Genomic DNA, 26,087 nt, shown 5'->3' with positions numbered 1-26,087 from the left:
GGCGAATGCACCAGCCTTCCCCCGAAGTCCCCGCCGTCCCCCGCGACACCCTCGATCCCTGCGTACGGGTCCGCGGCGCCCGGGAGCACAACCTGCGCGGGGTGGACGTGGACATCCCGCGCGACACCCTCACCGTCTTCACCGGGGTGTCGGGTTCCGGGAAGAGCTCCCTGGCCTTCGGCACGCTCTACGCCGAGGCCCAGCGGCGGTACTTCGAGTCCGTGGCCCCCTACGCCCGGCGCCTGATCCACCAGATCGGCGCGCCGAAGGTGGACTCGGTGACCGGGCTGCCGCCCGCCGTCTCGCTGGAGCAGCGCCGCTCCTCCCCCGGCTCGCGCTCCTCGGTGGGGACGGTGACGCTGCTCTCCAACTCCCTGCGGATGCTGTATTCCCGGGCCGGCGACTATCCCCCGGGCGCCGAACGGCTCGACTCCGACTCCTTCTCCCCCAACACGGCCGCAGGCGCCTGCCCCTCCTGCCACGGCCTGGGCCGGATCCACCGCACGAGCGAAGAACTCCTGGTCCCCGACCCCGACCTGTCGATCCGTCAGGGTGCCATCGCCGCCTGGCCGGGGGCCTGGCAGGGCAAGAACCTCAGGGACATCCTCGAAGTGCTCGGCCACGACGTCGACCGGCCCTGGCGGGAACTGCCGGCCGAGGACCGGGAGTGGATCCTGTTCACCGAGGAGCAGCCGGTGGTGACGGTGCACCCGGTGCGGGAGGCCGACCGGATCCAACGCCCGTACCAGGGCACGTACATGAGCGCCCACCGCTATGTGATGCGGACCTTCTCCGACACCAAGAGCGCCACCCTGCGGGCGCGCGCCGAGAAGTTCCTCACCGACGGCCCCTGCCCGGTGTGCGAGGGGCGGCGGCTGCGACCCGAGGCCCTGGCGGTGACCTTCGCGGGGCGGACGATCGCGGAGCTGGCGGCGCTGGCACTGGGCGAGCTGGACGCCGTACTGGCCGGGGCCGCGCCGGCCGCCGAGGCGGCGCGGGTGCTGGTGGCGGACCTGCGGGCACGGATCGCGCCGGTCACGGAGCTGGGGCTGGGCTATCTGAGCCTGGACCGGACCGCGCCGAGCCTGTCGGCGGGGGAACTCCAGCGGCTGCGGCTGGCGACCCAGCTGCGGTCGGGGCTGTTCGGGGTGGTGTACGTGCTGGACGAGCCGTCGGCGGGGCTGCATCCGGCCGATACCGAGGCGCTGCTGGGAGTGCTGGAGCGGCTCAAGGCGGCGGGGAACACGGTGTTCGTGGTGGAGCACCACCTGGATGTGGTGCGGCGTGCCGACTGGCTGGTGGACGTCGGCCCGCTGGCCGGTGAGCACGGCGGCCGGGTGCTGTACAGCGGGCCGCCCGGGGGCCTGGAAGGGGTCGCGGAGTCGGCGACGGCCCGGCACCTGTTCGCCCGGGCCGGCGCCTCCGGGCCCGCCCGGCCGGTGCGCGCCGCCACCGGTTCGGTCCGGCTGGAGGGGGTGCGGCGGCACAACCTCCGTGATCTGACGGCCGAGTTCCCGCTCGGGGTGTTCACCGCCGTCACCGGGGTGTCGGGGTCGGGAAAGTCCACGCTGGTGGGGCGGGTGCTCGCGGAGGAGGTGGCCTCGCGGCTGGGGGAGCCGGAGTTCCCGGTGCGGCGGCTGGTGGAGGTGGACCAGAAGCCGATCGGCCGGACGCCGCGCTCCAACCTGGCCACGTACACGGGGCTGTTCGACGTGGTGCGCAAGCTCTTCACGGCGTCCCCGCAGGCCCGCGGACGCGGCTGGAAGGCGGGCCGGTTCTCCTTCAACGTGCCGGGCGGCCGCTGCGAGACCTGCCAGGGCGAGGGCTTCGTCTCGGTGGAGCTGCTGTTCCTGCCCAGTACGTACGCACCGTGCCCGGAGTGCGCCGGCGCCCGCTACAACGCCGAGACGCTGGAGGTCCGTTACGAGGGGCTGGACATCGCGCAGGTGCTGGGGCTGACGGTGGAGGCGGCGGCCGGCTTCTTCGCGGAGGTCCCGGCGGCGGCGCGCAGCCTGCGGGCGCTGGAGGAGATCGGGCTGGGCTACCTGCGGCTGGGGCAGCCGGCCACGGAGCTGTCGGGCGGCGAGGCCCAGCGGATCAAACTGGCGACGGAGCTCCAGCGGCTGCGCCGCGACCACACCCTGTACCTGCTGGACGAGCCGACGACCGGGCTGCACCCGTCCGATGTGCGGGTGCTGCTGCGGCAGTTGCACGGGCTGGTGGACGCGGGGCATTCGGTGGTGGTCGTGGAGCACGACATGGAGGTGGTGGCGGGGGCCGACTGGGTGATCGACCTGGGCCCGGGCGGGGGCACGGAGGGCGGCCGCATCACGGCCTGCGGGCCGCCGTCGGAGGTGGCCGCGTCCCGGGCCGCCCGCACGGGCCCCTACCTGGCGCGGGCACTGGGCCGGCAGCCCTAGGGGGTGTCCGCAAAGTAGCGCCGTCCGCCCGAAGGGCGGCCCCGCCGCCAGTGCGGGCTCGGCGCGCCCGGTCGGCGGGGCTGGCCGCCGGCCGGGCCTCGTACCGGGCCGTCCCGGGGAGGGGGGTCAGCGCCTGCGGAGTGCCCTCAGCCATTCCTTGTTCATCGCGGCGATCGACGGCAGCGGGATGCCCTTGGGGCAGGCGGTGGCACATTCGCCGGTCAGGGTGCAGCCGCCGAAGCCCTCGTCGTCCATCCGCGCCACCATGTCCAGCACCCGCGTCTCGCGCTCGGGCGAGCCCTGCGGGAGCACGTTCAGGTGGTTGACCTTGGCGGAGGTGAACAGCATCGCGGATCCGTTGGGGCAGGCCGCCACGCAGGCGCCGCAGCCTATGCACTCGGCGTGCTCGAACGCCGAGTTGGCGTCCGGCTTGGGCACGGCCGTGGCGTGGGCCTCGGGCGCGGAGCCGGTGGGGGCGGTGATGTAGCCGCCGGCCTGGATGATCCGGTCGAAGGCACTGCGGTCCACCACGAGGTCCTTGACCACGGGGAAGGCCGAGGCCCGCCACGGTTCGACGTCGATGGTGTCGCCGTCGGCGAAGGACCGCATGTGCAGCTGGCAGGTGGTGGTGCGTTCGGGACCGTGGGCGTCGCCGTTGATGACGAGGCTGCACGCGCCGCAGATGCCCTCGCGGCAGTCGTGGTCGAAGGCGACCGGGTCCTCGCCGCGCAGGATGAGGTCCTCGTTGAGGGTGTCGAGCATCTCCAGGAAGGACATGTCCTTCGAGATGCCGTCGACCTCGTAGGAGGCCATGGCGCCGGGGGCGTCGGCGTTCTGCTGGCGCCAGACGCGCAGGGTGAGCTTCATGCGTAGCTCCGCTGGGTGGGGTGGACGTACTCGAAGACCAGGTCTTCCTTGTGCAGGACGGGTGCGACGCCGGTTCCGCGGTACTCCCAGGCGGCCGCGTAGCCGAACTCCTCGTCCCGGCGGGCCGCTTCGCCGTCCGGGGTCTGGGACTCCTCGCGGAAGTGGCCGCCGCAGGACTCGGCGCGGTGGAGGGCGTCGAGGCACATCAGCTCGGCGAGTTCGAGGTAGTCGACGATGCGGTTGGCCTTCTCCAGCGACTGGTTGAACTCTCCCCCTCGCTCCGCTGGGGGGACCCCCACGCCGCTGCCGGGGACCTTGATGCGGCGCCAGAACTCCTCGCGGATCTCCGGGATGCGGGCGAGCGCCTTGCGCAGCCCCTCCTCGGTGCGGGCCATCCCGCAGTACTCCCACATGAGTTCGCCGATCTCGCGGTGGAAGGAGTCCGGGGTGCGGTCGCCGTCGACGGCGAGCAGCTTGGCGAGGCAGTCGCGGGTCTCGCGGACGGCGGCCGCGGCCTCGGGGTGGCTGTCGTCGACCGGCTCGTGGTGCGGGTGGCGGGCGAGGTAGTCGTTGATGGTGGAGGGGAGCACGAAGTAGCCGTCGCCGAGGCCCTGCATGAGGGCGGAGGCGCCGAGGCGGTTGGCCCCGTGGTCGGAGAAGTTGGCCTCACCGATCGCGAACAGGCCGGGGACGGTGGTCTGGAGGTCGTAGTCGACCCAGAGTCCGCCCATCGTGTAGTGGACGGCCGGGTAGATCCGCATGGGGACCTCGTACGGGTTCTCCGCCGTGATCCGCTCGTACATCTCGAAGAGGTTGCCGTACTTCTCGGCGACCTTGTCACGGCCCATGCGGCGGATGGCGTCGGCGAAGTCCAGGTAGACGCCCTGGCCGCCGGGGCCGACGCCGCGGCCCTCGTCGCAGACGTTCTTGGCGGCGCGGGAGGCGATGTCGCGGGGGACGAGGTTGCCGAAGGAGGGGTAGATCCGCTCCAGGTAGTAGTCGCGCTCGTCCTCGGGGATCTCCGCGGCCGGGCGGGTGTCGCCCTTGGCCTTGGGGACCCAGATGCGGCCGTCGTTGCGCAGGGACTCGCTCATCAGCGTGAGCTTGGACTGGTGGTCGCCGGTGCGCGGGATGCAGGTGGGGTGGATCTGGGTGAAGCAGGGGTTGGCGAAGTACGCGCCGCGCCGGTGCGCCCGCCAGACGGCGGTCGCGTTGGAGTTCATGGCGTTGGTGGAGAGGTAGAAGACGTTGCCGTAGCCGCCGCTGGCCAGGACCACGGCGTCGGCGTAGTACGTGTCGATGCGGCCGGTGACGAGGTCGCGGGCGACGATGCCGCGGGCGACCCCGTCGACGGTGATCAGGTCGAGCATCTCGGTGCGGGCGTGCAGTTCGACGTTGCCGGCCGCTATCTGCCGCGACAGTGCCTGGTAGGCGCCGAGGAGGAGCTGCTGGCCGGTCTGGCCGCGGGCGTAGAAGGTGCGGGAGACCTGGACGCCGCCGAAGGAGCGGGTGTCGAGGAGGCCGCCGTACTCGCGGGCGAAGGGGACGCCCTGGGCCACGCACTGGTCGATGATCTCGACGGAGATCTGGGCGAGGCGGTGGACGTTGGACTCGCGGGCGCGGAAGTCGCCGCCCTTGACGGTGTCGTAGAAAAGGCGGTGTACGGAGTCACCGTCGTTGCGGTAGTTCTTGGCGGCGTTGATGCCGCCCTGGGCGGCGATGGAATGGGCGCGGCGCGGGGAGTCGCTGTAGCAGAACTGGACCACGTGGTAGCCCTGCTCGGCGAGGGTCGCGCCGGCGGCACCGCCCGCCAGGCCGGTGCCGACGACGATCACGGTGTGCTTGCGGCGGTTGGCCGGGTTGACCAGCTTCGCCTCGAAGCGGCGGCGGTCCCAGCGTTCGGCGATGGGGCCGGCCGGGGCCTTGGTGTCGGCGACGGGGTCGCCGGTGGTGTAGGCGGCGTAGTCGGTGCTCATGGTCAGTTCACCACTCCGGTCATGACGGCGACGGGGACGGACACGAAGCCCGCGAAGAGGACGAGGGCCAGGGCATTGGCCAGGAACTTCAGCGTCCGCTCGCGGCGGGCGTTGCCCGCGCCGAGGGTCTGGGCGGCGCTCCAGAAACCGTGGCGGACGTGGAGGCCGAGGGCGGCCATGGCCACGATGTAGATCGTGTTGCCGTACCAGGTGGAGAAGGTCGCGAGGACGTTCTCGTAGGGGTGGCCGGCCCAGGCGCGCTCGTTGACGGTGAGCGTGGTGAGGTCGAGGAGGTGCCAGACGATGAAGAGGGCGAGGATGATCCCGCCCCAGCGCATGGTGCGGGTGGCGTAGCTCGCGCGGCGCCGCTTGTGGGCGTACTTGACGGGGCGCGCCTTGAGGTCGCGGCGGCTGAGCTGGTAGGCGCAGACGGCGTGGGCGACGACGGCGGCGACCAGGACCACGCGGACGATCCACAAGGCCCACTCGTAGTGCAGGAACGGTTCGCCGAGGGTGCGCAGGGCGTGGGCGTAGCCGTTGAACTCCCCCGGCCCGAAGAAGATCTTCAGGTTGCCGAACATGTGCGCGACGAGGTAGCCGAGCATGACCAGGCCGGAGATGGCCATCACGGACTTCTTGCCGACGGTGGAGTCCCAGAGCGTGCGCGTGGTGGACGGCCGTCGATCCGTCCGCGTTGCCAGAGCCATGAGGTAGACCGTAGGGACCAAGGTCCCGAAAGGTCCAAGACATGGTGGAGCTGATCGCGATAGGTGCTGGCTATGGAAGGTCCTCGGTGGGCGCTAGCGGACACCCCCTAGCCTGGGGGGATGCAGTTCCAGCAGCTCGTGTACTTCGTGGCCGTCGCCGAGACCCGGCACTTCACGCGCGCCGCGGAGCGGGAGCACGTGGCCCAGCCCTCGCTGTCGCAGCAGATCAAGGCACTCGAACGGGAGCTGGGTGCCGAGCTGTTCAGCCGGGCGCGGGGGAACATCGCGCTGACCGACGCCGGTGAGGCGCTGCTGCCGCTGGCCCGGCGGATCCTGGCGGACGCGGACACGGCGCGGCTGGAGGTGCAGGAGCTGCTCCAGCTGCGGCGCGGCCGGGTGCGGCTGGGCGCCACGCCGAGCGTGTGCACCGGGATGCTGCCGGGGGTGCTGCGCGCCTTCCACACGGCGCACCCGGGCATCGAGCTGTTGATCGAGGAGGGCGGTTCGCTGGACCTGGTGCGGGAACTGGCGCGCGGGGTCCTGGACCTGGCGCTGATCGTCCTGCCACTGCCGCCGTCGGCGCCGGCGCTGACGACGGTGGAGCTGCTGACGGAGGACCTGGTGGTGGTCTCGTCCCGCGACCTGCCGCCGCCGGGCGGCGGCGGGGAGCTGGGCATCGCGGACCTGCGCGAGGAGCCCATGGTGATGTTCCGGCACGGCTACGACCTGCGGGACCTGACCGTGGCGGCCTGCCGGGCGGCGGGGTTCGAGCCGGTGTTCACGGTGGAGGGCGGGGAGATGGACGCCGTCCTGGGTTTCGTCCGGGCGGGGCTGGGCGTGGCGGTGGTCCCGGAGATGGTCGTCGCACACGGCGGCCCCGGCCTGCGCGCCACCCCCCTGGCGGGATCCCCCCTGCGCCGCACCATCGCCCTGGCCCACCGCACGGACGTGGCCCCGCCCCGCGCGGCCCGCGAACTGAAACGCCTCCTGACCGGCTGACCCGCCCCAGCCCGCCCGGCGCGCGGGCAAGGCCGCCGACGCCGATCAGCGGCCCGCCCCTACTCCCCCGGGCGGCGCCCTCCAGGCCGTACACGTGGGCGGGACGGGGCCAGGCCGGCAGGCGGGCCCGGACGGGGCCGTCCAGCGGCTGGGGCCCGGTCGGCAGGCGGGGCGGGTGGGGCTTTGGTCAGCGGGCAGGGTGGTGGGGCGGGGGTGCGGGGTGGGGTGCTTGGGCTGTTGCGCGGGAGCGGAGGAGGCGTTTGTCAGGCTTGCCGCGGTCCGTGAGGGGGATGTCCCGTGCCCAGAAGACCGCCGTCGGGCGGTGCGCCGGGGCCAGTTCGCGGGCCACCCGCTCGCACGCCTCGGCGGCCGCCGCCGCACTCGCGGTGTGGCCCGGTGCCGGCACGAGGAAGGCGCAGACCTCCTCGCCGGTGGCCGGGCAGGGCCGTCCGACGACGGCGGCCCGGGCCACGGCGGGGTGCCGGGCGAGCGCGGCCTCGACCGGCAGGCTGTAGATGTTGACGCCGTCGACGATCACCATGTCCTTGAGCCGGTCGTCCAGGTAGAGGTACCCCTCGGCATCGGTATGGCCGAGGTCGCCGGTCCGCAGCCATCCGTCCCGCAGCACCTCGGCGGTGGCTCCGGGCTGGTTCCAGTAGCCGGTCATCATCGCCGCCGACCGGATCCACAGCTCCCCCGTACACCCGGCGGGCAGTACCGCGTCCCGCTCGTCCCGCACCTGCACCTCCACTCCCGCCGCCGGGCGGCCCACGGAAGCCAGCAGTCCGGGCCGGCCGGCCACCGCCGCGTCGTGGTCGGCCGGGGTGAGGCGGGAGATCACGGCGGCCTCGTTCATCCCGTAGCCCTGCCGCCAGCGTCCGCCCCAGCGGGTCACCGCCTCGCGCAGCCGTTCGGGGAGGATCGGTGAGGCTCCGTAGGAGACCGCTTCCAGGCCCGGGACGCCCCCGGCGGTCACGGGGTCGTCCAGCAGCCGGTACACCATCGGGGGCGTCAGGTACGTGGACACCCGCCCGAGCCGTCGGCAGGCCGCCGCGAACTCCCCCGGGGTGAACGGGTCGAGGATCTCCACCCCGCCCCCGGCCCGCAGTTGCTCCAGGCACCGGCCGCCGGCCCGCTGGGCGAGGCTGGTGACCGAGAGGTGCACCACCCCGGTCCACTCGCTCCCGCGCCGAACGTCCCGCGCGGCCATCGCCGCGAAGGTGGAGGCCACGCCCTTGGGGCGGCCCGTGGTCCCGCCGGTGTACGTCACGCGGGCCACGTCCTCCTCCCGTGCCCGCACCGGTACTTCGGCGGGGTGTCGCCCGGCGGCCCGCGCGATCAGGTCCTCCAGGCCGAGCAGCGGCACGCCCGTGGCCGGCACCGGCACGTCGTGCACCACCAGGGCCGGGAGGCAGTCCCGGAGGATGAACTCCAGGCCGTGGAGCGCGGGTCCGGTCACCACCTGGGTCAGCCGGGCCCCCAGCAGGTGCGCGGCGATCCGCACCAGCAGCGCCTCCGGTCGGTTGCCCCCCGTCACGCAGGCCAGCCCCTCACCCCGCCCGACCCCGGCGTCCGCGAGGGCCCCGGCCAGCCGGCGGGCGGCGTCCAGGACCTCGGCGAAGCGCAGGACCCTCGGCCCGGCCCCGATCGCGGGCCGCTCCCCGTACCGCTCCAACGCCCCGACCAGCTCGGTCACGTACCGCGCGGCCATCCGCACACCTGCCTCTCCGGCCCGCTGTCCGACGGGCTCGCACCGGGCATCATGCCGGTCCCGGCGGTGCGCCGGGCTCAGGGCCGGGATATCAGGGGGCCCAGGGTCCGGTCGAGTCCCTCGGCCAGCATGCCGAAGGCCCGGTCGGCGTCGACGACGGCAGCCGGATAGGCCTCCTCCGCCGTGCTGCCCGCGTCAATGCGGCGCCAGTTCTCCCGGCCCAGTTCATGACGGACCGCCACCAGGTGCGTCGCGGCGAGGCGGGCGGACAGCGGCTCGACCCGCTCGGATTCCAGGGCGGCGGCGAGCAGCTCCACCTCGCGGGCCGTGTAGTGCGCGATCCGGCTCTCCAGGCTGGCGGTGGAGTACAGCAGGCGCTGGAAGGCCAGCACGTTCGGATGGTCGCAGAGCCCGGTGATGGGGTCGCGCTCCGCGAGGGCCGTACGGAAGTGCTCGTGGAGCGCGCCCACCGGTCCGAGGCCCGCGGGCCGGTCGCGCACGATCCGCGCCGCTTCGTCCTGGTGGTCGGCGAAGCGGTCGAGGACCAGGTCCTCCTTGCTGGGGAAGTACCGGAACAGGGTGGGCTTGGAGACCTCGGCCGCCGCCGCGACGTCGGCCACGGACACGGCGTCGAAACCCCGTTCCAGGAAGAGTTCCAGCGCCGTGGCCGCCAGCTGGCGACGCGTACGCAGTTTCTTGCTCTCGCGCAGACCCGTCGTGTTCTCCATGGCCCCACCGTACGACCCAATCGCAACCAAGTCAATTTCGTGACCGGGTTGCATTTTTTCTCTCGGCGCGCTTTCCTTGGTTCAGCGACGACGGATCGGCGACGACGAGAGAGGACCTCCGATGACCACTGACACGACGACCCAGGTGTTGATCACGGGCTCCGGCCCCACCGGGCTCACCCTGGCCTGCGACCTGACCCTGCGCGGTGTGGGCGTCCGCGTCCTGGAGCAGCGCTCCGGCCCCCACCGCGAGTCCCGGGGCAAGGGGCTCACCCCGGACGGCCTGGAGGTGCTGGCCCGGCTGGGGGTCGAGGAGCGGCTGACCGAGGTGGGGTCCCACGCCCCGGTGCTGCGCAAGTACTTCGACGGCGCCCACGTCACGGACACCCCGGCGGACGGCGGCGGCCTCCTGATCGGCCAGTGGCAGGTCGAGGAGGTCCTCCGCGAGCGGCTGGCCGGCCTCGGGGTCCGGGTCGAGTACGGGGCCCGGGTCAGCGGGCTCGCGCAGGATCCGGCCGGGGTCACCGCCCGCCTGGCGGACGGCCGGGAGGTGCGGGCGGCGTACGCGGCCGGGTGCGACGGCGGTCGGAGCACGATCCGCGAGCTTCTCGGCATCCCCTTCGAGGGGTACACGGAGGAGAAGCCGACGATGGTCGTCGGGGACGTGCGGGCGCCCGGGCTGAGCCGGGCCTACTGGCACCAGTGGTTCAGCTCGGAGGGCGGTGGGATCCTGCTCTGTCCGATGCCGGGGACGGACACCTTCCAGCTCCAGGCGGCGCCGGAGACCGACGCGGACGGCGAGCCGCTGCCGCCCACGCCGGAGGGCTTCCAGCGGCTGTTCGACCGGTACGCGGGGATATCGGGGATACGCCTGGAGGAGGCGGGCTGGCTCTCCAGCTGGCGGGTCAACGTCCGCCGGGCGGCCCGGATGCGCGAGGGCCGGGTCCTCCTCGCCGGGGACGCCGCGCACGTCCATCCGATCGCCGGCGGACTGGGCATGAACACCGGCATCCAGGACGCGGCCGCCCTCGCCCGGACCCTGGCCGAAGCCCTCGCGGGCCCGGCCCCGGCCGAGGTGCTCGACGGCTACGAGGCCGAGCGGCTCCCGGTGGCCGAGCGGCTGCTGGCCGACACCGCCGCGCGCCACGGCCGGGTCCTCGCGGCGGTCCGCGAGCCCGGCCGGGGAACGGAGGCCGGCATGCGCTGACCCCGCGCACGGCCTCCCCGGCCGGGGCCCGGCCGCCGCCTCACGGGGTGGGTACGGCGTCGCAGAGGGAGAGGGTGTGGATGCGGTCCGGGGCGCCCGGGCGGGCGTAGTACCAGCCCTGGGCCGTGTCGCAGCCGAGGGCGCGGAGCTGGGCCGCCTGGGCCCCGGTCTCCACCCCCTCGACCGTCACCGCCAGCTCGAGGCTGTGGGCCAGGGCGACGATGCCCTCCACGATCTTGACGTCGACGGGGTCGGCCGGCTCCTGCTGCATGCCCTGGGTGAAGGAGCGGTCCAACTTCAGGACGCTGACCGGCAGCCGGCGCAGGTTGGCGAGGTTCGAGTAGCCGGTGCCGAAGTCGTCGAGGGCGATGTCCACTCCGAGGGCCGCGAGGCGGCGCAGCGGTTCGAGGAGTTCGTCGTCGGCTCCGATCAGCGCCGACTCGGTGACCTCCAGGCACAGCGCGCCGGGCGCCAGGCCGGAGGACTCCAGGACGCGCAGAGTGTCGGCGACCAACCCGGGGTGGGTCAGCTGGGTGGGCGAGAGGTTGACGTTGACGCGCAGGGGCGCGCCGCCGTGCTCGCGCTGCCAGGTGCGGGCCTGGCGGACGGACTCCTCCAGGACCCAGCGGCCGAGCGGCACGATCAGGCCGGTTCGTTCGGCGAGCGGGATGAAGCGGTCCGGGCCGAGCACCCCGTACTGGGGGTGCGACCAGCGCACCAGCGCCTCCGCGCCGTGCACGCTGCCGTCGTGGAGGTGCACCAGGGGCTGGTACTCGATGAAGAACTCGCCGCGTTCCAGCGCGGCCGGCAGGGCGTTGGTCAGGCCGTGGCGGGTGATGGCGCGGGCGTCGGCCTCGGCGTCGGCGAACTCGAAGCGGTTGCCGCCGGCCGCCTTGGCCCGGTACATGGTGATGTCGGCGCTGCGCAGCACCTCGGCCGGGGTGCGCTCGCCCGCCGCGCCCTCGACGATGCCGATGCTGCCGCGCACGGACAGTTCCCGGCCCTCCAGCCGGATGGGCGTGGACAGCGCGGTCAGGATGCGGACGGCGAGGTCGGTGACCTTCTCCTCGGTCTGGGCGCCGGGGCCGGTGGTGAGGGCCACGAACTCGTCGCCGCCGAGCCGGGCGACGACCTCGCCGGGGCCGGTGGCGCAGCTCTGGAGCCGGTCGGCGACCTCCACGAGGAGCCGGTCGCCCGCGGAGTGGCCGAGGCTGTCGTTGACGGTCTTGAACCCGTCGAGGTCGAGGTAGCACAGGCCGAAGCGGCTGCCGGAGGCGGCGTTCAGGGCCTTCTCCAGCCGTTCGAAGAACAGGGTGCGGTTGGGCAGCCCGGTGAGCGCGTCGTGGGTGGCCTCGTAGCGCAGGCGCAGGTTGAGCAGCCGGCGTTCGGTGGTGTCCTCCATGAGGGCGAGCTGGTACTGGGGGCGGCCGTCGGCGTCGCGCAGGAGGGAGACCGTGAGGTTGGTCCACAGGACGGTGCCGTCGTGCCGGTAGTAGGGCTTCTCGACGCGGTAGTGCTCGCGCTCGCCGCGCACGAGTTCCCCGTACATCTTCCAGACGTGCGGGGTGTCGTCGGGGTGTCCCCACTCGCTGACGTTGCGGCTGCGGACGTGTCCTTCCAGGCCGCCGAACATCTTCAGGAGGGTGTCGTTGACCTCCAGGATGTTGCCGTCGAGGTCGGCGATGCCGATGCCGACGGCGGCGCCCTCGAAGACGGCCCGGAAGCGCTCCTCGCTGGCGTGCAGGGCCTGCTGGGCGTCGATGCGGGCGGTGAGGGCGGAGCGGGCGATGGCCTCCTGCTCCCTGAGGGTCCGCTCGCGCAGCGCGCGGGCGAACCCGGCGGCGATGCCGTGCTGGAGCCGGGCGCAGCGGGAGCGGTACTCCTCGGTGCTCTCGTTGCCGTCGGCGGAGGCGATGCCGTCCGGGCCGCAGTAGAGGACCAGGTAGGACTCGACGACGCCGAGGGTGCCGGCGAGCGCCTCGGGGTCGGTGCAGTGCACGGCGACGAGTTCGGCGCCCACGCCCTGGGCGGCGCTGGCGTCGAAGGGCCGGGCGTGCAGGGCCTCGGTGAGGGTCCGGGCGAGCGGGACGAGGTGCTGTTCGAACTCGGGGCGGGTCAGGGAGGTGGCCGTGACGGGGAAGATGGCCCGTCCCCAGATCGTGGCGAAGCGGGCGATCCGGTCGTCGAGGTCGTGGTGCCGGTCGCGCAGCGGCGCCCGGACCGGCTGCGGGACGGGGGGTTCGCCGCCGGCCGCGGGGGGCTGTGCGGGGGCGGGGACGGAGACGGGCGTGGCGCGGCCGCCCCCGGCCGGGTGGTGCCGGCCGGGGGTCGCGGGCGGGGGAGTCGGTGCGGGGAGTCTCACGCCTTGCGTCCCACGCCGCCGAAGCCCGAGAAGGCGTACGGGTCCTCTGGGGTCTCGCCCTCCGCGAGCGGCCCGGTGCGGTCGGGGCGCCAGTCGGGCATGGAGACCACGCCGGGTTCCAGGAGCTCGAACCCGTCGAAGAAGCCGGTGATCTCCTCGCGTCCGCGCATGACGAGCGGGTTGCGGATGTCGCGGTAGACGCCGACGGTGCCGGCCGCGACCTCCTCGCTGAGCGGGATGCCCTCGTAGGAGGCGTGGGTGAGGATGAGCATGCTGCCCGGGGCCAGGGCGTCGCGCAGTTCCGCGACGGCGGCGTAGGGCTGGTCGGCGTCCTCGAGGAAGTGCAGGACGGCGACGAGCATCAGGGCGACGGGCCGGTCGAGGTCCAGCAGCCGGCCGGTCTCGGGGGCGGCCAGGATGTCCTGGGGTTTGCGCAGGTCGGCGGCGACGACGCCGGTCTGGTCGTCGTCGGCGAGGACGGCCCGGCTGTGGGCGACGGCGACCGGGTCGTGGTCGACGTAGACGACGTGGGCGTCGGGAGCGGCGGCTCGGGCTATCTCGTGGACGTTGCCGAAGGTGGGGATGCCGGAGCCGATGTCGAGGAACTGGGTGACTCCCTCGGCGACCGCGTGGCGGACGGCGCGGCGCATGAAGGCCCGGTTGGCCTGCATGACCTTGGGCAGGCCCGGCATGAATTCCATGGCCCGGCGGGCGGCCTGGCGGTCGACCTCGAAATTGTGGGAGCCGCCCAGGTAGTAATCGTAGATTCGGGACACGCTCGGCACCGATATGTCGATGCCTGGCGGGGCCCAGGCGGGGCGTTCCATCGGGGTCTCCAAGCCGTCGTCAGTGTCGTGGTCGTACCTGGTCCGCCCGGGGATCGGGCGGGGGTCGGACTCCTGTCCGAGCCGAATGTACTGATCATTGCCCAACGGGGCGAGCAAAAGCGGAAATTGCCGGTCCGTTCTTGGTCACACACCAAAGCCTCCGGGGCCCGGTCCGGGCGCCGCGGAAACCGACAAATACCTTTTGGGAATTGACCAACGTTCAATCGCAAGCGATCAGAACCTGTCTCAAACCTCACCGGTCCAGGATCCCCCCGTTCGGGCGAACCGCTCCCGGCTCCCGCGTGCGCGGGCGCGCGCGAGCCCATGCTCCCCGGGTGAACAGAGCCTTGGTCAGACGCCTGCTGGCGGTCCCGGTCCTGCTGTGGGCGACGTTGTCGACCACTCCGGCCGTGGCCGATAGCTGTGCCTACGCGACGGTCGGCGGCGGGGACGGCGGAGTCTCCGTCGAGGCCTACGCCTACGCCGGCAGCGGCGCGGGCGCGGCCGCCCGGGGTGGCGGACATCACGACGACCGGCCGGGCAAGGGCCGTGGCCACGACAAGGGCCGCGGCCACGGGCACGAGCACCACTGCCCGCCGCCCCCGCCCCCGCCGTGCCCGCCCAAGCCCACGCCCACCCCCACGCCGACGCCCACCCCGCCGCCACCGAAACCGACCCCGCCGCCCCAGCCCACCCCACCCCCTCCGCCGCCACCGCCCCCGGCCCCCGCGCCGCCGAAGCCCGCTCCCCCCGCGCCCGAGCCGCCCGCACCGAAGCCGCCCGCGCCCCGGGTGTACCGGGCGCCCGCGCCGCCCCCGCCGCAGCCCCCGCCGGCCCCGCCCACCCCGGCACCGAAGCCGCCCGCGCCCAAGCCCAAGGTGCCGCGGCCCGCCTATCACACGGCCGCGCACAAACCGCTCGAACACCACATCTCGCCGGTCACGTTCACGCTGATGACCGCCGCCCCCGCCGTGCTCGCGATCGTCGCGCTGCGCCCGCGCTAGCCCGCGCCGCCCCCGCGTCCGCCACGCACCGCGCCGCCCCGCGCACCACGGCACCGCACCGCACCGCCCGCCGAACGCCCCTGCCCACCGATTGGGAGCCCGTCTTGTCGGAATGGCTCGTCCTGACCCTCGCGATGGCCGCGGCCTGTGCCGTGGTGCTGTCCATCGCCTTCTTCAACCACCGCAGGATCACCGAGGACGACGATCCGGACGAGACCCCGGACGTCATCGAATACATGACGATGATGATCGGGGTGATCTACGCGATCGTGCTCGGCCTGGCGATCGCGGGCGTCTGGGAGGGCCGCGGGGCCGCCCAGGAGTACGTGCGCCAGGAGTCCCAGGCCCTGCACGAGATCAGCGTCCGCTCCGAGGTCTACCCGGCCGACGTCCGCAAGAAGATCCGCTCCGACGTCGACGCGTACGTGACCTACGTGGTCGACACGGAGTGGGACCACATGTCCAAGGAGAACGAGCTCACCGACGAGAGCGCGCGGCTGCTGGAGAAGATCCGCCGCGACGTGACCGACTACCAGCCGCAGAACGACCACGAGGGGCAGGCCTACCAGCCCCTCGTCGACCAGGTCGCGCTGGTGGACGACGCCCGCAACGCCCGCGGCCAGAGTGCCGGGGCCACCATGCCCGGGGTGGTGTGGTTCGGCCTGATCGCCGGGGCCCTGGTGACAGTCGGGATGATCTTCATGCTGCAGATCCGCCGGTCCTTCCGCGAACTGCTGCTCGCCGGCCTCTTCAGCGCGCTGATCGCCTTCCTGCTGTTCCTGATCTGGGACTTCGACGCGCCCTTCGGACGGGGGGTCGCGGCCACCGCCGAACCCTTCCTCGCGCAGTTCCCCCACCTCGGTCTCAAGACCTGAGCGGCCGGGCGCGGCCGGAGCCGGTAAACCGCGGACGAGGGGTCCGTCCCCGGTTCGGCCTACGGCCGTGCCCCATTCGCCCGTTCCTGATCGCGGGGCACCGGGCCGGGACCTAGCGTGGCGAACATCGAGGCGCACGACCCCCCACGTGCGGCAATCGCCGCGCGACTGCGCCCCGTAGATCCGGAGGAACGCGATCATGGGTGCGATACGCAGCTCCGCCACCGCACTGCTCGGCGCCGGCGCCACGGGCCTCGCCCTCGCGCTCGGCGCCTTCGGCGCGCCCGCCGCCGGGACCGAGCAGGCACCCGCCACCTCCTTCGCCTTCGCCGTCACCCCTTCGACGGTCGCACCCGGCGGTACGGTCACCCTCTCCGTCAGCGACTGCGGCGCCGCCTCCGCCACCGCCTCGTCCGGGGTCTTCGACACGGTGACCATCGAGCGCGGCAAGACCGTCAAGGTCAAGGTCGACCGCGACGCCCGGCCCGGGGCCCTGTACTCCGTCACCTTCACCTGCAACGGGGAGAACGGGTCCACCGACCTGACCATCACCGGCGGGACGACGAGGCCCAGCACCAGCTCCACCAGCGAGCCCCGGCGCACCCCGTCCCCCACCGCCACCGCCACCTCCGGGTCCGGCCTGCGGCCGCCTCCGGTCGCCACCCTCCCGGTCCGCACCACACCTCCGGCGCGCACCGCCGCGCCCGCCCGGACCACACCGCCGGCCCGGACGAACCCGGTCCCCCGGACCAGCACGACCACCGCCGTGCTGGGTGTCCGCGGCGGCCTCGGCGGCAGCGTGGCCGGCGCCGACCCGGTCGAACTCGCCGCGGGTGCCGCCCTCTTCGCCGCCGCCACGGGCGCCGCGGCGTACGCCCTGCGCCGCCGCCGCGCGGCCCGCGGCCACTGACCCCGCCCGGGCCCCCGCACGCGCGGGCGGCCCGGGCGGCCTCCGGGGAGCGGTCTCAGGAGCGGGCGGCGGCGGCCGGACGGCGGCGGCGCACCACGTGCACGCCGGCACCGAGAGCCGCGGCACCGACCAGACCCGCCCCGATGGCCGTCTCGGCGGTGGACGGGCCGAAGGAGCCGCCGAGGCCGCCCTGGGCTCCGCGGCCTTCCAGGACCGTGAAGCGGTGCGTGGCGACCAGGTTGTTGTCGTGGCACTTGACCGACAGGGTGTGGTGGCCGGGCGAGGCGTGGTTGAAGATCCGGACGGTCGCGAAGCCGATGGAGCCGGCCGACAGGTTGGTCTGCGGAAAGTTGCCGTGCGACCAGACCGTGCCGCCGTGCTGGCAGCCGGCCGCGCTGACCTGCATCGAGGCGCCCTGGTGGACGGAGTAGGGCTGGACGGTGACGTTGCTCGGCCCGTTGCCGTTGCCCCCCGGGGGGTTCGCGGCGGCGAACGGGGTGCTGAGCCCGAGCGCGGCGCAGGCGGCCGCGGTCACGGTGAGAGCGCGGATAGCACGCATGGTGGAACCTCCAGCGGGAGAGCGCCCCGGAGCGGTGGCCCGGGCAGATCGACGAGAACGCCTCCCATCACGAACCCTCCCGGCGGCTCGCAACCAGCGCATTTCCGCCCTTGGGCCGCCCGGTTGAGCGACACGCCGGGACGCGCCGGTCCCATCTGACGGATCCGCAGGTCACGAGCCGTCAGTCATTTATGTGATGAATACCTGGATGGCGGCACCCCGACCGGACGCACCACCCGTTCGCCGCTCCCCGATCGCCGTGCCGCCCCGTCGGCCTTAGCGTGCGGGAAGAAGGGCGTACAGGGGTGGGACTGGAACGCGGGTCGGGACCCCCGCGTCGGGAAGGGAGAGCCATGCTCGAGGACGAGAACGGGCAGCGGCCGAGGAGGCGTTCCCCTTGGGGCGTGCTCGCACTGGCGCTGCTCAGCGGCCTCGCCATGATGCGCAACGGGGCGAACGTGGCGGACGGGCCGCCGCAGCCCACGGCGGCGGCGGCCGTCGCCACCCGGGCCGACCAGCAGCCGGCCAACGCACCCACGCCGCCCGCGGACATGGAGGTGCTGGACCACTCGTCGGTGCAGCGCATCCGGATTCCGACGATCAACGTGGACGCGCCGGTGATGACGGTCGGTCTGGACGCGCAGGGCTGGATCGACGCCCCGCCGCCGCAGGACCGCAACCTGGCGGGCTGGTACCTCAACGGCATCTCGCCGGGCCAGCAGGGGTCGGCGGTGATCGTGGGCCACGTGGACAACGCGCAGGGCCCGGCGGTCTTCTACGGCCTGGGCTCGATGAAGCCGGGCAACCACATCGAGGTCGAACGCTACGACGGCCGCACGGCGGTCTTCGAGGTGTACGGGGTGGAGGTGTTCGCGAAGGACGCCTTCCCCGGCGCGCGGGTGTACGGGGACACCGGGCACCCGGAGCTGCGGGTGATCACCTGCGGCGGCGGCTACTCGAAGGCCAAGGGCTACGACGGCAACGTGGTGGTCTTCGCGCGGATGGTCGAGGCCCGCTGAGCAAACGTTTCACCGGACCGAGCCGAGCCGGACCGAGCCGAGCCATGGCGGACCGGCCGCCGCTCCCCCGCGGCGGTCCGGCCCGGCGGCGGACGCGCTCAGCGGGGCGGCAGCACCGGCAGGGTCATACGGTAGCCGCGCCCCAGCAGCTGGGGCAGGTAAGCCTCCAGCGCCCGGACGCTCTGCGAGCGGTCGCCGCCGGCGTCGTGGTTCAGCACGATCACGCCGGGCGCGGCCCCGTCCAGGATCCGGGAGACGATGGTCGTGGTCCCGGGTTCGGTCCAGTCGAGGCTGTCCACGGTCCAGGCGAGGGGTTCCATGCCCAGGTCCGCCCCGATCTCGAAGGCGGCCCGGTTCCACGCACCGTACGGGGCCCGGAACCACAGCGGGGGCTGTCCGACGGCCTGCTCGACCACCTCGCTGGTGCGCCCGATCTCGGACTCCATCGCGGACCGGCTGAGCCGGGGGAGCTCCGGGTGCGTCCAGGTGTGGTTGCCGATGACGTGCCCCTCGGCGGCCATCCGGCGCAGCAGGTCGCGGTTGTCGGCGGCCATCTCCCCGCAGACGAAGAACACCGCGCGGACCCCGTACCGGCGCAGGGTGTCGAGGATGGCCGGGGTGTAGCGGGGGTCGGGGCCGTCGTCGAAGGTGAGCAGCATGGCCTTGGGCCCCGCCGCCGGGCCCTGGGGCAGTTCCAGGATGGGCCGGGTGCGGACGGCGGGCTTCACGGCGGGCGGCTTCGCGGGGGCCTCGGCGGTCATCGGCTGGAGCCGGTGGGAGGCGTCGGGGAGCCCCTCCGGGTGGCTGCCCGGGGCTCCGGCGGCCCCGGGTCCGCGGGCGGGATCGGGGGCGCCGCCCGGGGGCGTCCCGGGCGGTGCGGCCGGTGAGCCGTCCTCGCCCGCGTTGAGCAGTCCGGAGGAGGCGGCGGCCGCGATTCCGAGGAAGACGGCGGTACGCAGGAGCACGCGTCGCCCTACTGTCGGCTCGTCATTTGTCATTATTACTACGTATCAACGACATCGCCGCGGATGTCGAGATGCGCGGAGGCACCCCGTCCGCCTCACCCGCTCGGGCCAGCCGCCCGTCCGGGAGGCGGTGGCCGGGTCAGCCCTGGCGCACGAGCGGGAACGGAAGCGTCTCGCGGATCGTCAGACCGGTGAGGAACATGACCAGCCGGTCGACCCCGATGCCCAGTCCGCCGGTGGGCGGCATGGCGTACTCCAGGGCGTCGAGGAAGTCGTTGTCGAGTTCCATCGCCTCCGGGTCCCCGCCCGCCGCGAGCAGGGACTGGGCGGTGAGCCTGCGGCGCTGCTCGACGGGGTCGGTGAGCTCGGAGTAGGCGGTGCCCAGTTCGGTGCCGAAGGCCACCAGGTCCCAGCGTTCGGCGAGCCGGGGGTCCCCGCGGTGCTGGCGGGTGAGCGGGGAGACGTCGGTGGGGAAGTCCTTGTAGAAGGTGGGGAGTCCGGTGCGCTCCTCCACCAGCCGTTCGTACATCTCCAGGACCACGTCGCCGCGGGTGTCCTCGGGCCGGTGCGGGACGCCCGCCCGGTCGCACAGCAGGCGCAGCCGGTGCTCCTCGGTGTCGGCGTCGACCTCCTCGCCGAGGGCCTCGCCGATGGCCCCGTACATCGTCTTGACGGGCCAGGGCCCGGAGATGTCGTGGACGACGAGCTTGCCGTCGGGGCCCGCCTTGTGGGCGATGGGCGAGCCGAAGGCGGCGGTGGCGGCGCCCTGGATCAGTTCGCGGGTGAGGTCGAGCATCACGTCGTAGTCGGCGAAGGCCTGGTAGGCCTCCAGCATCGTGAACTCGGGGTTGTGCTTGTAGGAGACGCCCTCGTTGCGGAAGGTGCGGCCCATCTCGAAGACCTTCTCCATGCCGCCGACGCACAGCCGTTTGAGGTAGAGCTCGGGGGCGATGCGCAGGTACAGGTCGAGGTCGTAGGCGTTGATGTGGGTGCGGAAGGGGCGGGCGTTGGCGCCGCCGTGGATCTGCTGGAGCATCGGGGTCTCGACCTCCAGGTAGCCGCGGTCCAGGAGTCCCTGGCGCAGGGCCTGCACGGCGCTGGAGCGGGCCCGTACGACGTCCCGGGCGTCGGGGCTGGCGACGAGGTCGAGGTAGCGGCGCCGGACCCGGGCTTCGGGGTCGGCCAGGCCCTTGCGCTTGTCGGGCAGGGGGCGCAGGCACTTCCCGGTGAGCTGCCAGGAGTCGACGAGGACGGACGGTTCGCCGCTGCGGCTGCCCGCGGCGGTGCCGCCGGCGACCACGTGGTCGCCGAAGTCGACCTGGGAGGTGAAGGAGTCCAGCGCCGCGGACCCGGACTCGTCGCGGGTGAACATCAGCTGGACGTCGCCGGTCCAGTCGCGCAGGACGGCGAAGACCACGCCGCCGAGGTCGCGGACGACCATCACCCGCCCGGCGAGGACGACCGGCTCGCCGGTGCGGGCGCCGGCGGGGAGCCGGCCGGGGTGGGCGGCCCGCAGCTGGGCGGCGGTGTGCGTGCGCTGGCGGATCCCGACCGGGTAGGGGTCGGTGCCGGCGGCGCGGATCCGCTCCAGTTTGGCGTGGCGGACGCGGACCTGCTCGGGCAGCCGGTCGGCGGGCGCGCGTTCCCCCTCCTCCCCCACGAGGTCCAAGGCGAGGGACTCGATGGAGGGCAGGTCGGCGGTGTCGACGGGGGCGGTGAGCCCCCGGGGCTGGTGGCCCTTGCCCCACAGTTTGCGCAGGCTGGGCACGGAGACGAAGCCCTCGGCGATGCCGGAGGCGAGGCTGACCCGGGCGAGCGAGCCGGCGTCCTGGTAGCAGAGGAAGCGGGGGTACCACTCGGGCCCGTACTTGACGTTGGACCGGTAGAGGGCCTCCAGCTGCCACCAGCGGGAGAAGAACAGCAGCAGCCTGCGCCAGAGCTTGAGCACCGGGCCGGCGCCGATCCGGCCGCCCTCCTCGAAGGCGGAGCGGAACACGGCGAAGTTGAGGGAGATCCGGCGCACGCCGAGGCCCGGGGCGGCGGCGCACAGCTGGGCGACCATGAACTCCATGACGCCGTTGGGGGCGGTGCGGTCGCGGCGCATCAGGTCGAGGGAGATGCCGTCCTTGCCCCAGGGGACGAAGGAGAGCAGGGCGATCAGCTCGCCCTGCGCGTCGAAGGCCTCCACGAGCAGGCAGTCCCCGTCGGCGGGGTCGCCGAGCCGGTCGAGGGCCATGGAGAAGCCTCGTTCGGTCTCGGTGTCGCGCCAGCGGTCGGCCCGGTCGACGATGGTGCGCATCTCCTCTTCGGTGAGGGCCGAGTGGCGGCGGATCACGGTGGTGGCGCCGGTCCGCCTGACGCGGTTGACGGCCTGCCGGGTGACGCGCATGTCCCGGCCGTCGAGGTCGAAGTGGGCCACGTGCAGGATGGCCTCGTCGCCGAGCTGGAGGGCGCTGAGCCCGGAGCGGGCGTACGCGGTCGCGCCGTCCTCGGAGGCGCCCATGACGGCGGGCTGCCAGCCGTAGCGGCGGGCGACGGCCAGCCAGGCGTCGATGGCGGGGGTCCAGGCGCCGGGGTCGCCCACCGGGTCGCCGCTGGCCAGGCAGACCCCGGCTTCGACGCGGTAGGTGACGCCCGCCTTGCCGTTGGGGGCGAAGACGACGGCCTTGTCGCGCCGGGTGGCGAAGTAGCCGAGGGAGTCGGCGCGGCCGTAGGCGCCGAGCAGGGCGCGGATGCGCAGTTCCTCGTCCCCGTGCAGGGCGGCGGTGAGCCGCTGGGAGCGGAAGAGGGTGGAGGCGGCGTTCAGCAGGGCGAGGGCGCCGAAGAGGCCGAGCAGGAAGTAGAGCACCCTGGGCGGGCGGCCGTCGAACTGGCGGGCGGAGAACAGGCCGCCGAAGACCTGTTTGGCGGCCCAGTCGAGCCACTGCCCCCGGGGCAGGGTGCCGGGGAACAGGGCCACGAGGGCCCAGCCGAGGAGGACGGCGGCGAGCAGCCCGAGGCCCAGGACGAGCATGGCGCGCCAGACGGCGCCGGGGCGGGAGGCGGCGTAGAACTCCTTGCGGGCGGCGGTCAGCACGACGAGGGCGGCCACCGCGAGGGCCAGGGACAGCCCGCCGACCCAGAGGTCCCCGTCCGCGATGATCAGGACGTCGACGAGGATCAGCAGGGCCAGATAGGTGACGACGATCCACCAGGCGATCTTCTTGCGGATGCCGAGTGCGGCGGCGAGCAGGAAGAGGAAGACGGCGTACGCGAGGTTGGCGCTGACCGGGACGACGAAGTCGTCGAGGACGCGCACCACGGGCCGCAGCAGCCCCCGCAGCACCGGTGAGAGTGCCAGCAGCGCGCACAGCAGGCCGAGCGTGCCGAAGAACGCTCCGAAGGCGTCCGGGACCCGGTTGAGGAACCTGCCGCGGGCACCGCGGGTCTGCTGCTCCTGCGTGGCACTCATGCCATGCACTGTAGGGAGGGCCGCGCCGTGGCGCGCGCCGAACGGGATAGCCTCGGCAGGCTGACGGAGCAAGCGGGTACGGCATTCGAACGGGGCACGGACGGGCCGAAGGTCATCCTCGCGGGGGTGGACGGTTCGGAGTCCTCCCTGCGGGCGGCGGCGTACGCGACGGGGCTGGCCCGGCGGCAGAACGCGCTGCCGGCGCTGGTGTACGTGCAGCCGGTGCTGGCCGCCGGGGCCTCCCTGGGCGCGCCGGTGGCGGAGGCGACGGGGGAGATCGCGGAGGGGATCGTGGCGGAGATCCGGGCCTCGGCGGAGCGGCTGAAGGGGATCTTCGAGGTGCGGTGGCAGTTCCACACCTTCCGGGGCGATCCTCCCCCAGCTACCGCTGGGAGGTGCCCCCAGCGGGCCTGGTGGGCGCCGCCGACGAGCTGAAGGCGGACGCGGTGGTGGTCGGCGCCTCGGAGCGGGCCGGGCACCGGCTGGTCGGCTCGGTGGCGGTGCGGCTGGTGAAGGCGGGCCGCTGGCCGGTGACGGTGGTCCCGTAGCCGTCACGGTCCGGCGCGCCGCAGGGCGCGCCGGGCGGGTGCCGCGGGGGGCCTATCCGGCGCGCCGGAGGCCGTCCTTGGCGGCGCCGCGGCCGAGGACGGCCTCGGTGATCTCGTCCTGGGCGCTCTCGTACGCGGAGTGGTCGGGGTCCTGGGCGAGGGCGGCGGGGAGGTTGACGACGCGGCCGGTGGACAGGTCCATCATCTGCGGGACGAACTCGGCCTTGGTGACCTGCCAGCGCTGTCCGGGCGCGGCGGGCGGGGCGAAGGTGAAGCGGGCGATGGAGCCGTAGTTGCCGCGCATGTCGCGGGCGCCGCTGTGGTTGAACATCTCGCCGGCGACCTGGTCGCCCATGCCGTAGACGATCCAGGTCCCGTTGACCTTCTCGTAGGCCTGCGGGATGTGGGCGTGGGTGCCCAGGATCATGTCGATGTCGGGGCGGCCGCCGGTCTGCGCGGCGGTGAGGGCCTTGCCGAGCGAGAGCTGGGTCTCGTCGGGTTCGGTCTGCCACTCGGTGCCCCAGTGGAGGCTGACGAGGACCACGTCCGCGCCCGCCTTCCGGGCCGCCCGCGCGTCCGCGATGATCTTGTCCTGGACCATCAGGTTGACCGCCCACGGCTGGCCCTCGGGCATCGGGTAGCCGTTGGTGTCGTAGGTGTAGGCGAGGTGGGCGACCTTGGCGGTGCCGGCCGTGTAGAGGGTGGGGCGGGCCGCCTCGGCCGCGGTGCGGGCGGAGCCGGCGTGGCCGAGGCCGACCTTGTCGAAGCGGTCCAGGGTGCGTTTCAGGCCTTCGGCGCCATCGTCCAGGGTGTGGTTGGAGGCGGTGGAGCAGCCGTCGTATCCGGCGTCCTTGAGGGCGTCGGCGACGGCGGGCGGGGAGACGAAGGCGGGGTAGCCGCTGAAGGGGCCGTCGTCGTCCCCGTAGATGGTCTCCATGTGGCACAGGGCCAGGTCGGCGGCCGAGACCACCGGCTTGACCGCGGAGAACATGGGCCGGAAGTCGTACCCGTCGCGGCCCGCGTCGGTGTGCGCCCGCTGGATGACCGAGGTGTGCGGGAGGACGTCGCCGCTCGCCACCAGGGTGAAGCCGCGGGCGCCGGCGGGGGCGGCCGGGGAGGCGGATCCGGCCGCCGCGGCGGGGGCGCCGGCGGCACTGGTGCCCAGGCGCGCGGGCGTGGGGTGGCCGCCGCCGGCGCAGCCGGCGGCCGCGGCGGACAGCAGGCCGGCCGACAGCAGGGCGACGGTCCGACGGGTGCGCTTGGTCATCTGACCCGGCTCTCGTTGAAGGGATTATCGGATGATCTGCACTCCCTATGAATCCATCGGACGGGGCGCCCCGCGTCAAGGAACGGCGCCGTCCGCCCGGCCCGGCCTCACTCCGGTGGCGGCCCCGGCCGTTCGCCGCGCCGTTCAACCGTTCGTCGTCCGGCGCGGCCGCCCACCGGACCACCCGGGTGCTTGGGCGCAACGGCGCCGCCGGACGGTTCCCGGGCGGCTCCGCGCAGGTGAGGGTGGGTGGAGCCGGACGCGCAGGACCCGCCGGCCGGTCCCCGCAGACCTCCCCGCCCCCCTTGCCAGACCCGCGGATCCGGAAGGAGCCACCGACGTGCCGCCCTCCCCCACCCTCCAGCGCACGGAACCCGAGACGCTCGCCGCACTCCAGCGCGAACACGGGCGGGCCCTGTTCGGCTTCCTGCTCGGCCTCACGGCCGGCGACGCGCAGCGCGCCGAGGACCTCGTCCAGGAAACCCTCGTGCGGGTCTGGCAGCACCCCGAGGTGCTGGCGACCGGGCACGAGTCCATGCGCCCCTGGCTGTTCACCGTCGCACGGCGCCTCGCGATCGACGCCCGGCGCGCCCGGATGTCACGGCCCCAGGAGGTCGAGTCCGACGGCCTGGAGCAGGCGCCCGCGCCGGAGGACGCGGTGGCCGGCTCGGTCACCGCCATCGACGTACGGCGGGCGGTCGGCAGCCTGGGGCAGGAGCACCGCGACGTCCTGGTCCAGGTCTACTTCCAGGACCGCTCGGTCGCCGAGGCCGCGGCGGAGCTGGGCATCCCGGCCGGGACCGTCAAATCCCGTACCCACTACGCCCTGCGCGCGCTGCGCAAGGGGCTCCAGGGGTACGGGCTGGGAGCCTGAACCGGGCGCGCGGGCACGAGGACCGCTCCCGCCCCGGTGGAGGAACACTCAAGGAACGCCCTCCAGGCGCACGATCCGGACACAAACCATGCCGAAATCGGCATCAGTCCGTTCAAGTTGAGTAAACATCCCCCGCCCCGCGAGCCCGCCGGTGAAGGCTCGGGGTGACGGCGGCAGACTCGACGCGCGGGAGAAGGTGGAACGGTGCAGCCCGAGGGTTCGAACGGCACCAGTGACGGCGGACTGGCCGTGCCCATGGCGTGGCTCTACGCGGAGTACATCGCGGACGAGCTGCTGCGCACGGGCCGGCTGATCCCGGTCGGCACCCTGGAGTTCCGTGCCGGACGGGACACGCTCGCGCTCACGATCTACCTCTCGGACGCGGCCGGCGAGCTCTCCGGGATCCGGGTCGTCTCGCAGCTCGACGAGTGGCTCTCCCTGACGGCGTACGGGCACCCCTGGCGCGACTGGGTCCAGACCCGGTTCCTCACCCTGGGCGAGGAGGCCCGCGAGCGCGGCGCCGCCGAGGACCCCGACCTGGAACTGGCCCGGGCCGCCTGGCGCTGGCTGGACCGCACCGAGCTGTTCGCCACCCACCTCGACCCGGACCACCCCGCCCAGGCCGGCCCCCCGCCCGGGCTGGACGAGAACGCCCGCGTCTGGACCCCCGCCTGGCAACTGGGGCTGCCGCTGGGGCACTTGGCGATGCACCTGTTCTAGTCTTCTGAGTCAGGAATTCTGTTCAGATAGCTGGCGAGGCGTTCGAGGATCTCGTCTGCGGTCTTGGTCCAGACGTAGGGCCTCGGGTCGG

Annotated in this window: 20 protein-coding genes and 1 pseudogene; 10 read left to right on the top strand and 11 right to left on the bottom strand. The window is 73.6% G+C overall.

All coding sequences use genetic code 11. The features are described 5' to 3' along the window. The first annotated feature begins 5 nt into the window (after nucleotides 1–5). Complete coding sequence (locus ACFY0O_RS11580) at nucleotides 6–2,420, top strand: ABC transporter (protein ID WP_388945689.1); 2,415 nt, start codon at nucleotides 6–8, stop codon at nucleotides 2,418–2,420. A gap of 126 nt (nucleotides 2,421–2,546) precedes the next feature. Here the strand turns inward: ACFY0O_RS11580 and ACFY0O_RS11575 are convergent, their stop codons facing one another. From ACFY0O_RS11575 to ACFY0O_RS11565, 3 genes are read right to left on the bottom strand one after another with little or no spacing between them, the layout of a single operon-like run. Further along, on the bottom strand, nucleotides 2,547–3,287 hold the full coding sequence (locus tag ACFY0O_RS11575) for a succinate dehydrogenase/fumarate reductase iron-sulfur subunit (protein ID WP_388945687.1): 741 nt from the start codon (nucleotides 3,285–3,287) through the stop codon (nucleotides 2,547–2,549). Then, complete coding sequence (locus ACFY0O_RS11570; protein ID WP_388945685.1) at nucleotides 3,284–5,263, bottom strand: fumarate reductase/succinate dehydrogenase flavoprotein subunit; 1,980 nt, start codon at nucleotides 5,261–5,263, stop codon at nucleotides 3,284–3,286. Before ACFY0O_RS11570 ends, ACFY0O_RS11575 begins: the two co-directional genes overlap by 4 nt. A gap of 2 nt (nucleotides 5,264–5,265) precedes the next feature. Then, the gene (locus ACFY0O_RS11565) at nucleotides 5,266–5,970 is read right to left on the bottom strand and encodes a succinate dehydrogenase cytochrome b subunit (protein WP_388945682.1); all 705 of its coding nucleotides are present in this window, start codon (nucleotides 5,968–5,970) and stop codon (nucleotides 5,266–5,268) included. Between the two features lie 120 nt (nucleotides 5,971–6,090). On the opposite strand from ACFY0O_RS11565, the gene ACFY0O_RS11560 reads away from it, so the two are divergent. Further along, nucleotides 6,091–6,969: a LysR family transcriptional regulator gene (locus tag ACFY0O_RS11560; protein WP_388945679.1), complete on the top strand. Its 879-nt coding sequence runs from the start codon at nucleotides 6,091–6,093 to the stop codon at nucleotides 6,967–6,969. Nucleotides 6,970–7,156: 187 nt separating this feature from the next. On the opposite strand, the gene ACFY0O_RS11555 is transcribed toward ACFY0O_RS11560, so the two are convergent. Beyond that, the gene (locus tag ACFY0O_RS11555) at nucleotides 7,157–8,680 is read right to left on the bottom strand and encodes an AMP-binding protein (protein ID WP_388945677.1); all 1,524 of its coding nucleotides are present in this window, start codon (nucleotides 8,678–8,680) and stop codon (nucleotides 7,157–7,159) included. A gap of 77 nt (nucleotides 8,681–8,757) precedes the next feature. Beyond that, nucleotides 8,758–9,408: a TetR/AcrR family transcriptional regulator gene (locus ACFY0O_RS11550; RefSeq protein WP_388945674.1), complete on the bottom strand. Its 651-nt coding sequence runs from the start codon at nucleotides 9,406–9,408 to the stop codon at nucleotides 8,758–8,760. 121 nt (nucleotides 9,409–9,529) lie between these two features. Between ACFY0O_RS11550 and ACFY0O_RS11545 the strand changes: the two genes are divergently transcribed. Next, nucleotides 9,530–10,615, top strand: coding sequence for an FAD-dependent monooxygenase (locus ACFY0O_RS11545; protein ID WP_388945671.1), 1,086 nt, complete (start codon nucleotides 9,530–9,532; stop codon nucleotides 10,613–10,615). A 40-nt stretch (nucleotides 10,616–10,655) separates the two neighbouring features. On the opposite strand, the gene ACFY0O_RS11540 is transcribed toward ACFY0O_RS11545, so the two are convergent. Next, nucleotides 10,656–12,824 (bottom strand): putative bifunctional diguanylate cyclase/phosphodiesterase, encoded by a 2,169-nt coding sequence (locus ACFY0O_RS11540; protein ID WP_388946684.1) that lies wholly within the window; start codon nucleotides 12,822–12,824, stop codon nucleotides 10,656–10,658. A 149-nt stretch (nucleotides 12,825–12,973) separates the two neighbouring features. Continuing rightward, nucleotides 12,974–13,804: an SAM-dependent methyltransferase gene (locus tag ACFY0O_RS11535; protein WP_388945668.1), complete on the bottom strand. Its 831-nt coding sequence runs from the start codon at nucleotides 13,802–13,804 to the stop codon at nucleotides 12,974–12,976. 410 nt (nucleotides 13,805–14,214) lie between these two features. Here ACFY0O_RS11535 and ACFY0O_RS11530 point away from each other — a divergent pair, with 410 nt between their 5' ends. The 3 genes from ACFY0O_RS11530 to ACFY0O_RS11520 all read left to right on the top strand — a co-directional run bounded on the left by ACFY0O_RS11530 (nucleotide 14,215) and on the right by ACFY0O_RS11520 (nucleotide 16,593). Beyond that, a complete protein-coding gene (locus ACFY0O_RS11530) occupies nucleotides 14,215–14,808 on the top strand; it encodes a hypothetical protein (protein ID WP_388945665.1) in 594 nt (197 codons plus the stop codon). 104 nt (nucleotides 14,809–14,912) lie between these two features. Then, nucleotides 14,913–15,683: a hypothetical protein gene (locus tag ACFY0O_RS11525; RefSeq protein ID WP_388945662.1), complete on the top strand. Its 771-nt coding sequence runs from the start codon at nucleotides 14,913–14,915 to the stop codon at nucleotides 15,681–15,683. A 199-nt stretch (nucleotides 15,684–15,882) separates the two neighbouring features. Beyond that, complete coding sequence (locus ACFY0O_RS11520; RefSeq protein ID WP_388945659.1) at nucleotides 15,883–16,593, top strand: hypothetical protein; 711 nt, start codon at nucleotides 15,883–15,885, stop codon at nucleotides 16,591–16,593. Nucleotides 16,594–16,648: 55 nt separating this feature from the next. Here the strand turns inward: ACFY0O_RS11520 and ACFY0O_RS11515 are convergent, their stop codons facing one another. Beyond that, nucleotides 16,649–17,152 carry a hypothetical protein gene (locus ACFY0O_RS11515; RefSeq protein WP_388945656.1) on the bottom strand — a complete coding sequence of 168 codons (504 nt, stop codon included), beginning with the start codon at nucleotides 17,150–17,152 and terminating at the stop codon, nucleotides 16,649–16,651. Nucleotides 17,153–17,505: 353 nt separating this feature from the next. Between ACFY0O_RS11515 and ACFY0O_RS11510 the strand changes: the two genes are divergently transcribed. Further along, the gene (locus tag ACFY0O_RS11510; protein WP_388945653.1) at nucleotides 17,506–18,171 is read left to right on the top strand and encodes a class F sortase; all 666 of its coding nucleotides are present in this window, start codon (nucleotides 17,506–17,508) and stop codon (nucleotides 18,169–18,171) included. A gap of 98 nt (nucleotides 18,172–18,269) precedes the next feature. Here the strand turns inward: ACFY0O_RS11510 and ACFY0O_RS11505 are convergent, their stop codons facing one another. Both ACFY0O_RS11505 and lysX read right to left on the bottom strand, forming a co-directional pair. Continuing rightward, nucleotides 18,270–19,169: a polysaccharide deacetylase family protein gene (locus ACFY0O_RS11505; protein WP_388945650.1), complete on the bottom strand. Its 900-nt coding sequence runs from the start codon at nucleotides 19,167–19,169 to the stop codon at nucleotides 18,270–18,272. 106 nt (nucleotides 19,170–19,275) lie between these two features. Further along, nucleotides 19,276–22,587 (bottom strand): bifunctional lysylphosphatidylglycerol synthetase/lysine--tRNA ligase LysX, encoded by a 3,312-nt coding sequence (gene lysX / locus ACFY0O_RS11500; protein ID WP_388945647.1) that lies wholly within the window; start codon nucleotides 22,585–22,587, stop codon nucleotides 19,276–19,278. 60 nt (nucleotides 22,588–22,647) lie between these two features. Here lysX and ACFY0O_RS11495 point away from each other — a divergent pair. Continuing rightward, nucleotides 22,648–23,135: pseudogene (locus ACFY0O_RS11495) on the top strand (universal stress protein). Between the two features lie 52 nt (nucleotides 23,136–23,187). Here the strand turns inward: ACFY0O_RS11495 and ACFY0O_RS11490 are convergent. After that, on the bottom strand, nucleotides 23,188–24,402 hold the full coding sequence (locus ACFY0O_RS11490; RefSeq protein ID WP_388945644.1) for a CapA family protein: 1,215 nt from the start codon (nucleotides 24,400–24,402) through the stop codon (nucleotides 23,188–23,190). A gap of 340 nt (nucleotides 24,403–24,742) precedes the next feature. Here ACFY0O_RS11490 and ACFY0O_RS11485 point away from each other — a divergent pair, with 340 nt between their 5' ends. Further along, nucleotides 24,743–25,276: a sigma-70 family RNA polymerase sigma factor gene (locus ACFY0O_RS11485; RefSeq protein WP_358892588.1), complete on the top strand. Its 534-nt coding sequence runs from the start codon at nucleotides 24,743–24,745 to the stop codon at nucleotides 25,274–25,276. A gap of 255 nt (nucleotides 25,277–25,531) precedes the next feature. After that, nucleotides 25,532–25,996, top strand: a complete 465-nt coding sequence (locus tag ACFY0O_RS11480) for a hypothetical protein (protein ID WP_388946683.1) — start codon at nucleotides 25,532–25,534, stop codon at nucleotides 25,994–25,996. The last annotated feature ends 91 nt before the right edge of the window (nucleotides 25,997–26,087 follow it).

Source organism: Streptomyces sp. NPDC001594 (genome assembly GCF_042893675.1).
Lineage (GTDB): Bacteria > Actinomycetota > Actinomycetes > Streptomycetales > Streptomycetaceae > Streptomyces.
The sequence above is the reverse complement of the archived record's forward strand: the minus strand, read 5'-3'. Positions and strand labels throughout refer to the sequence as shown.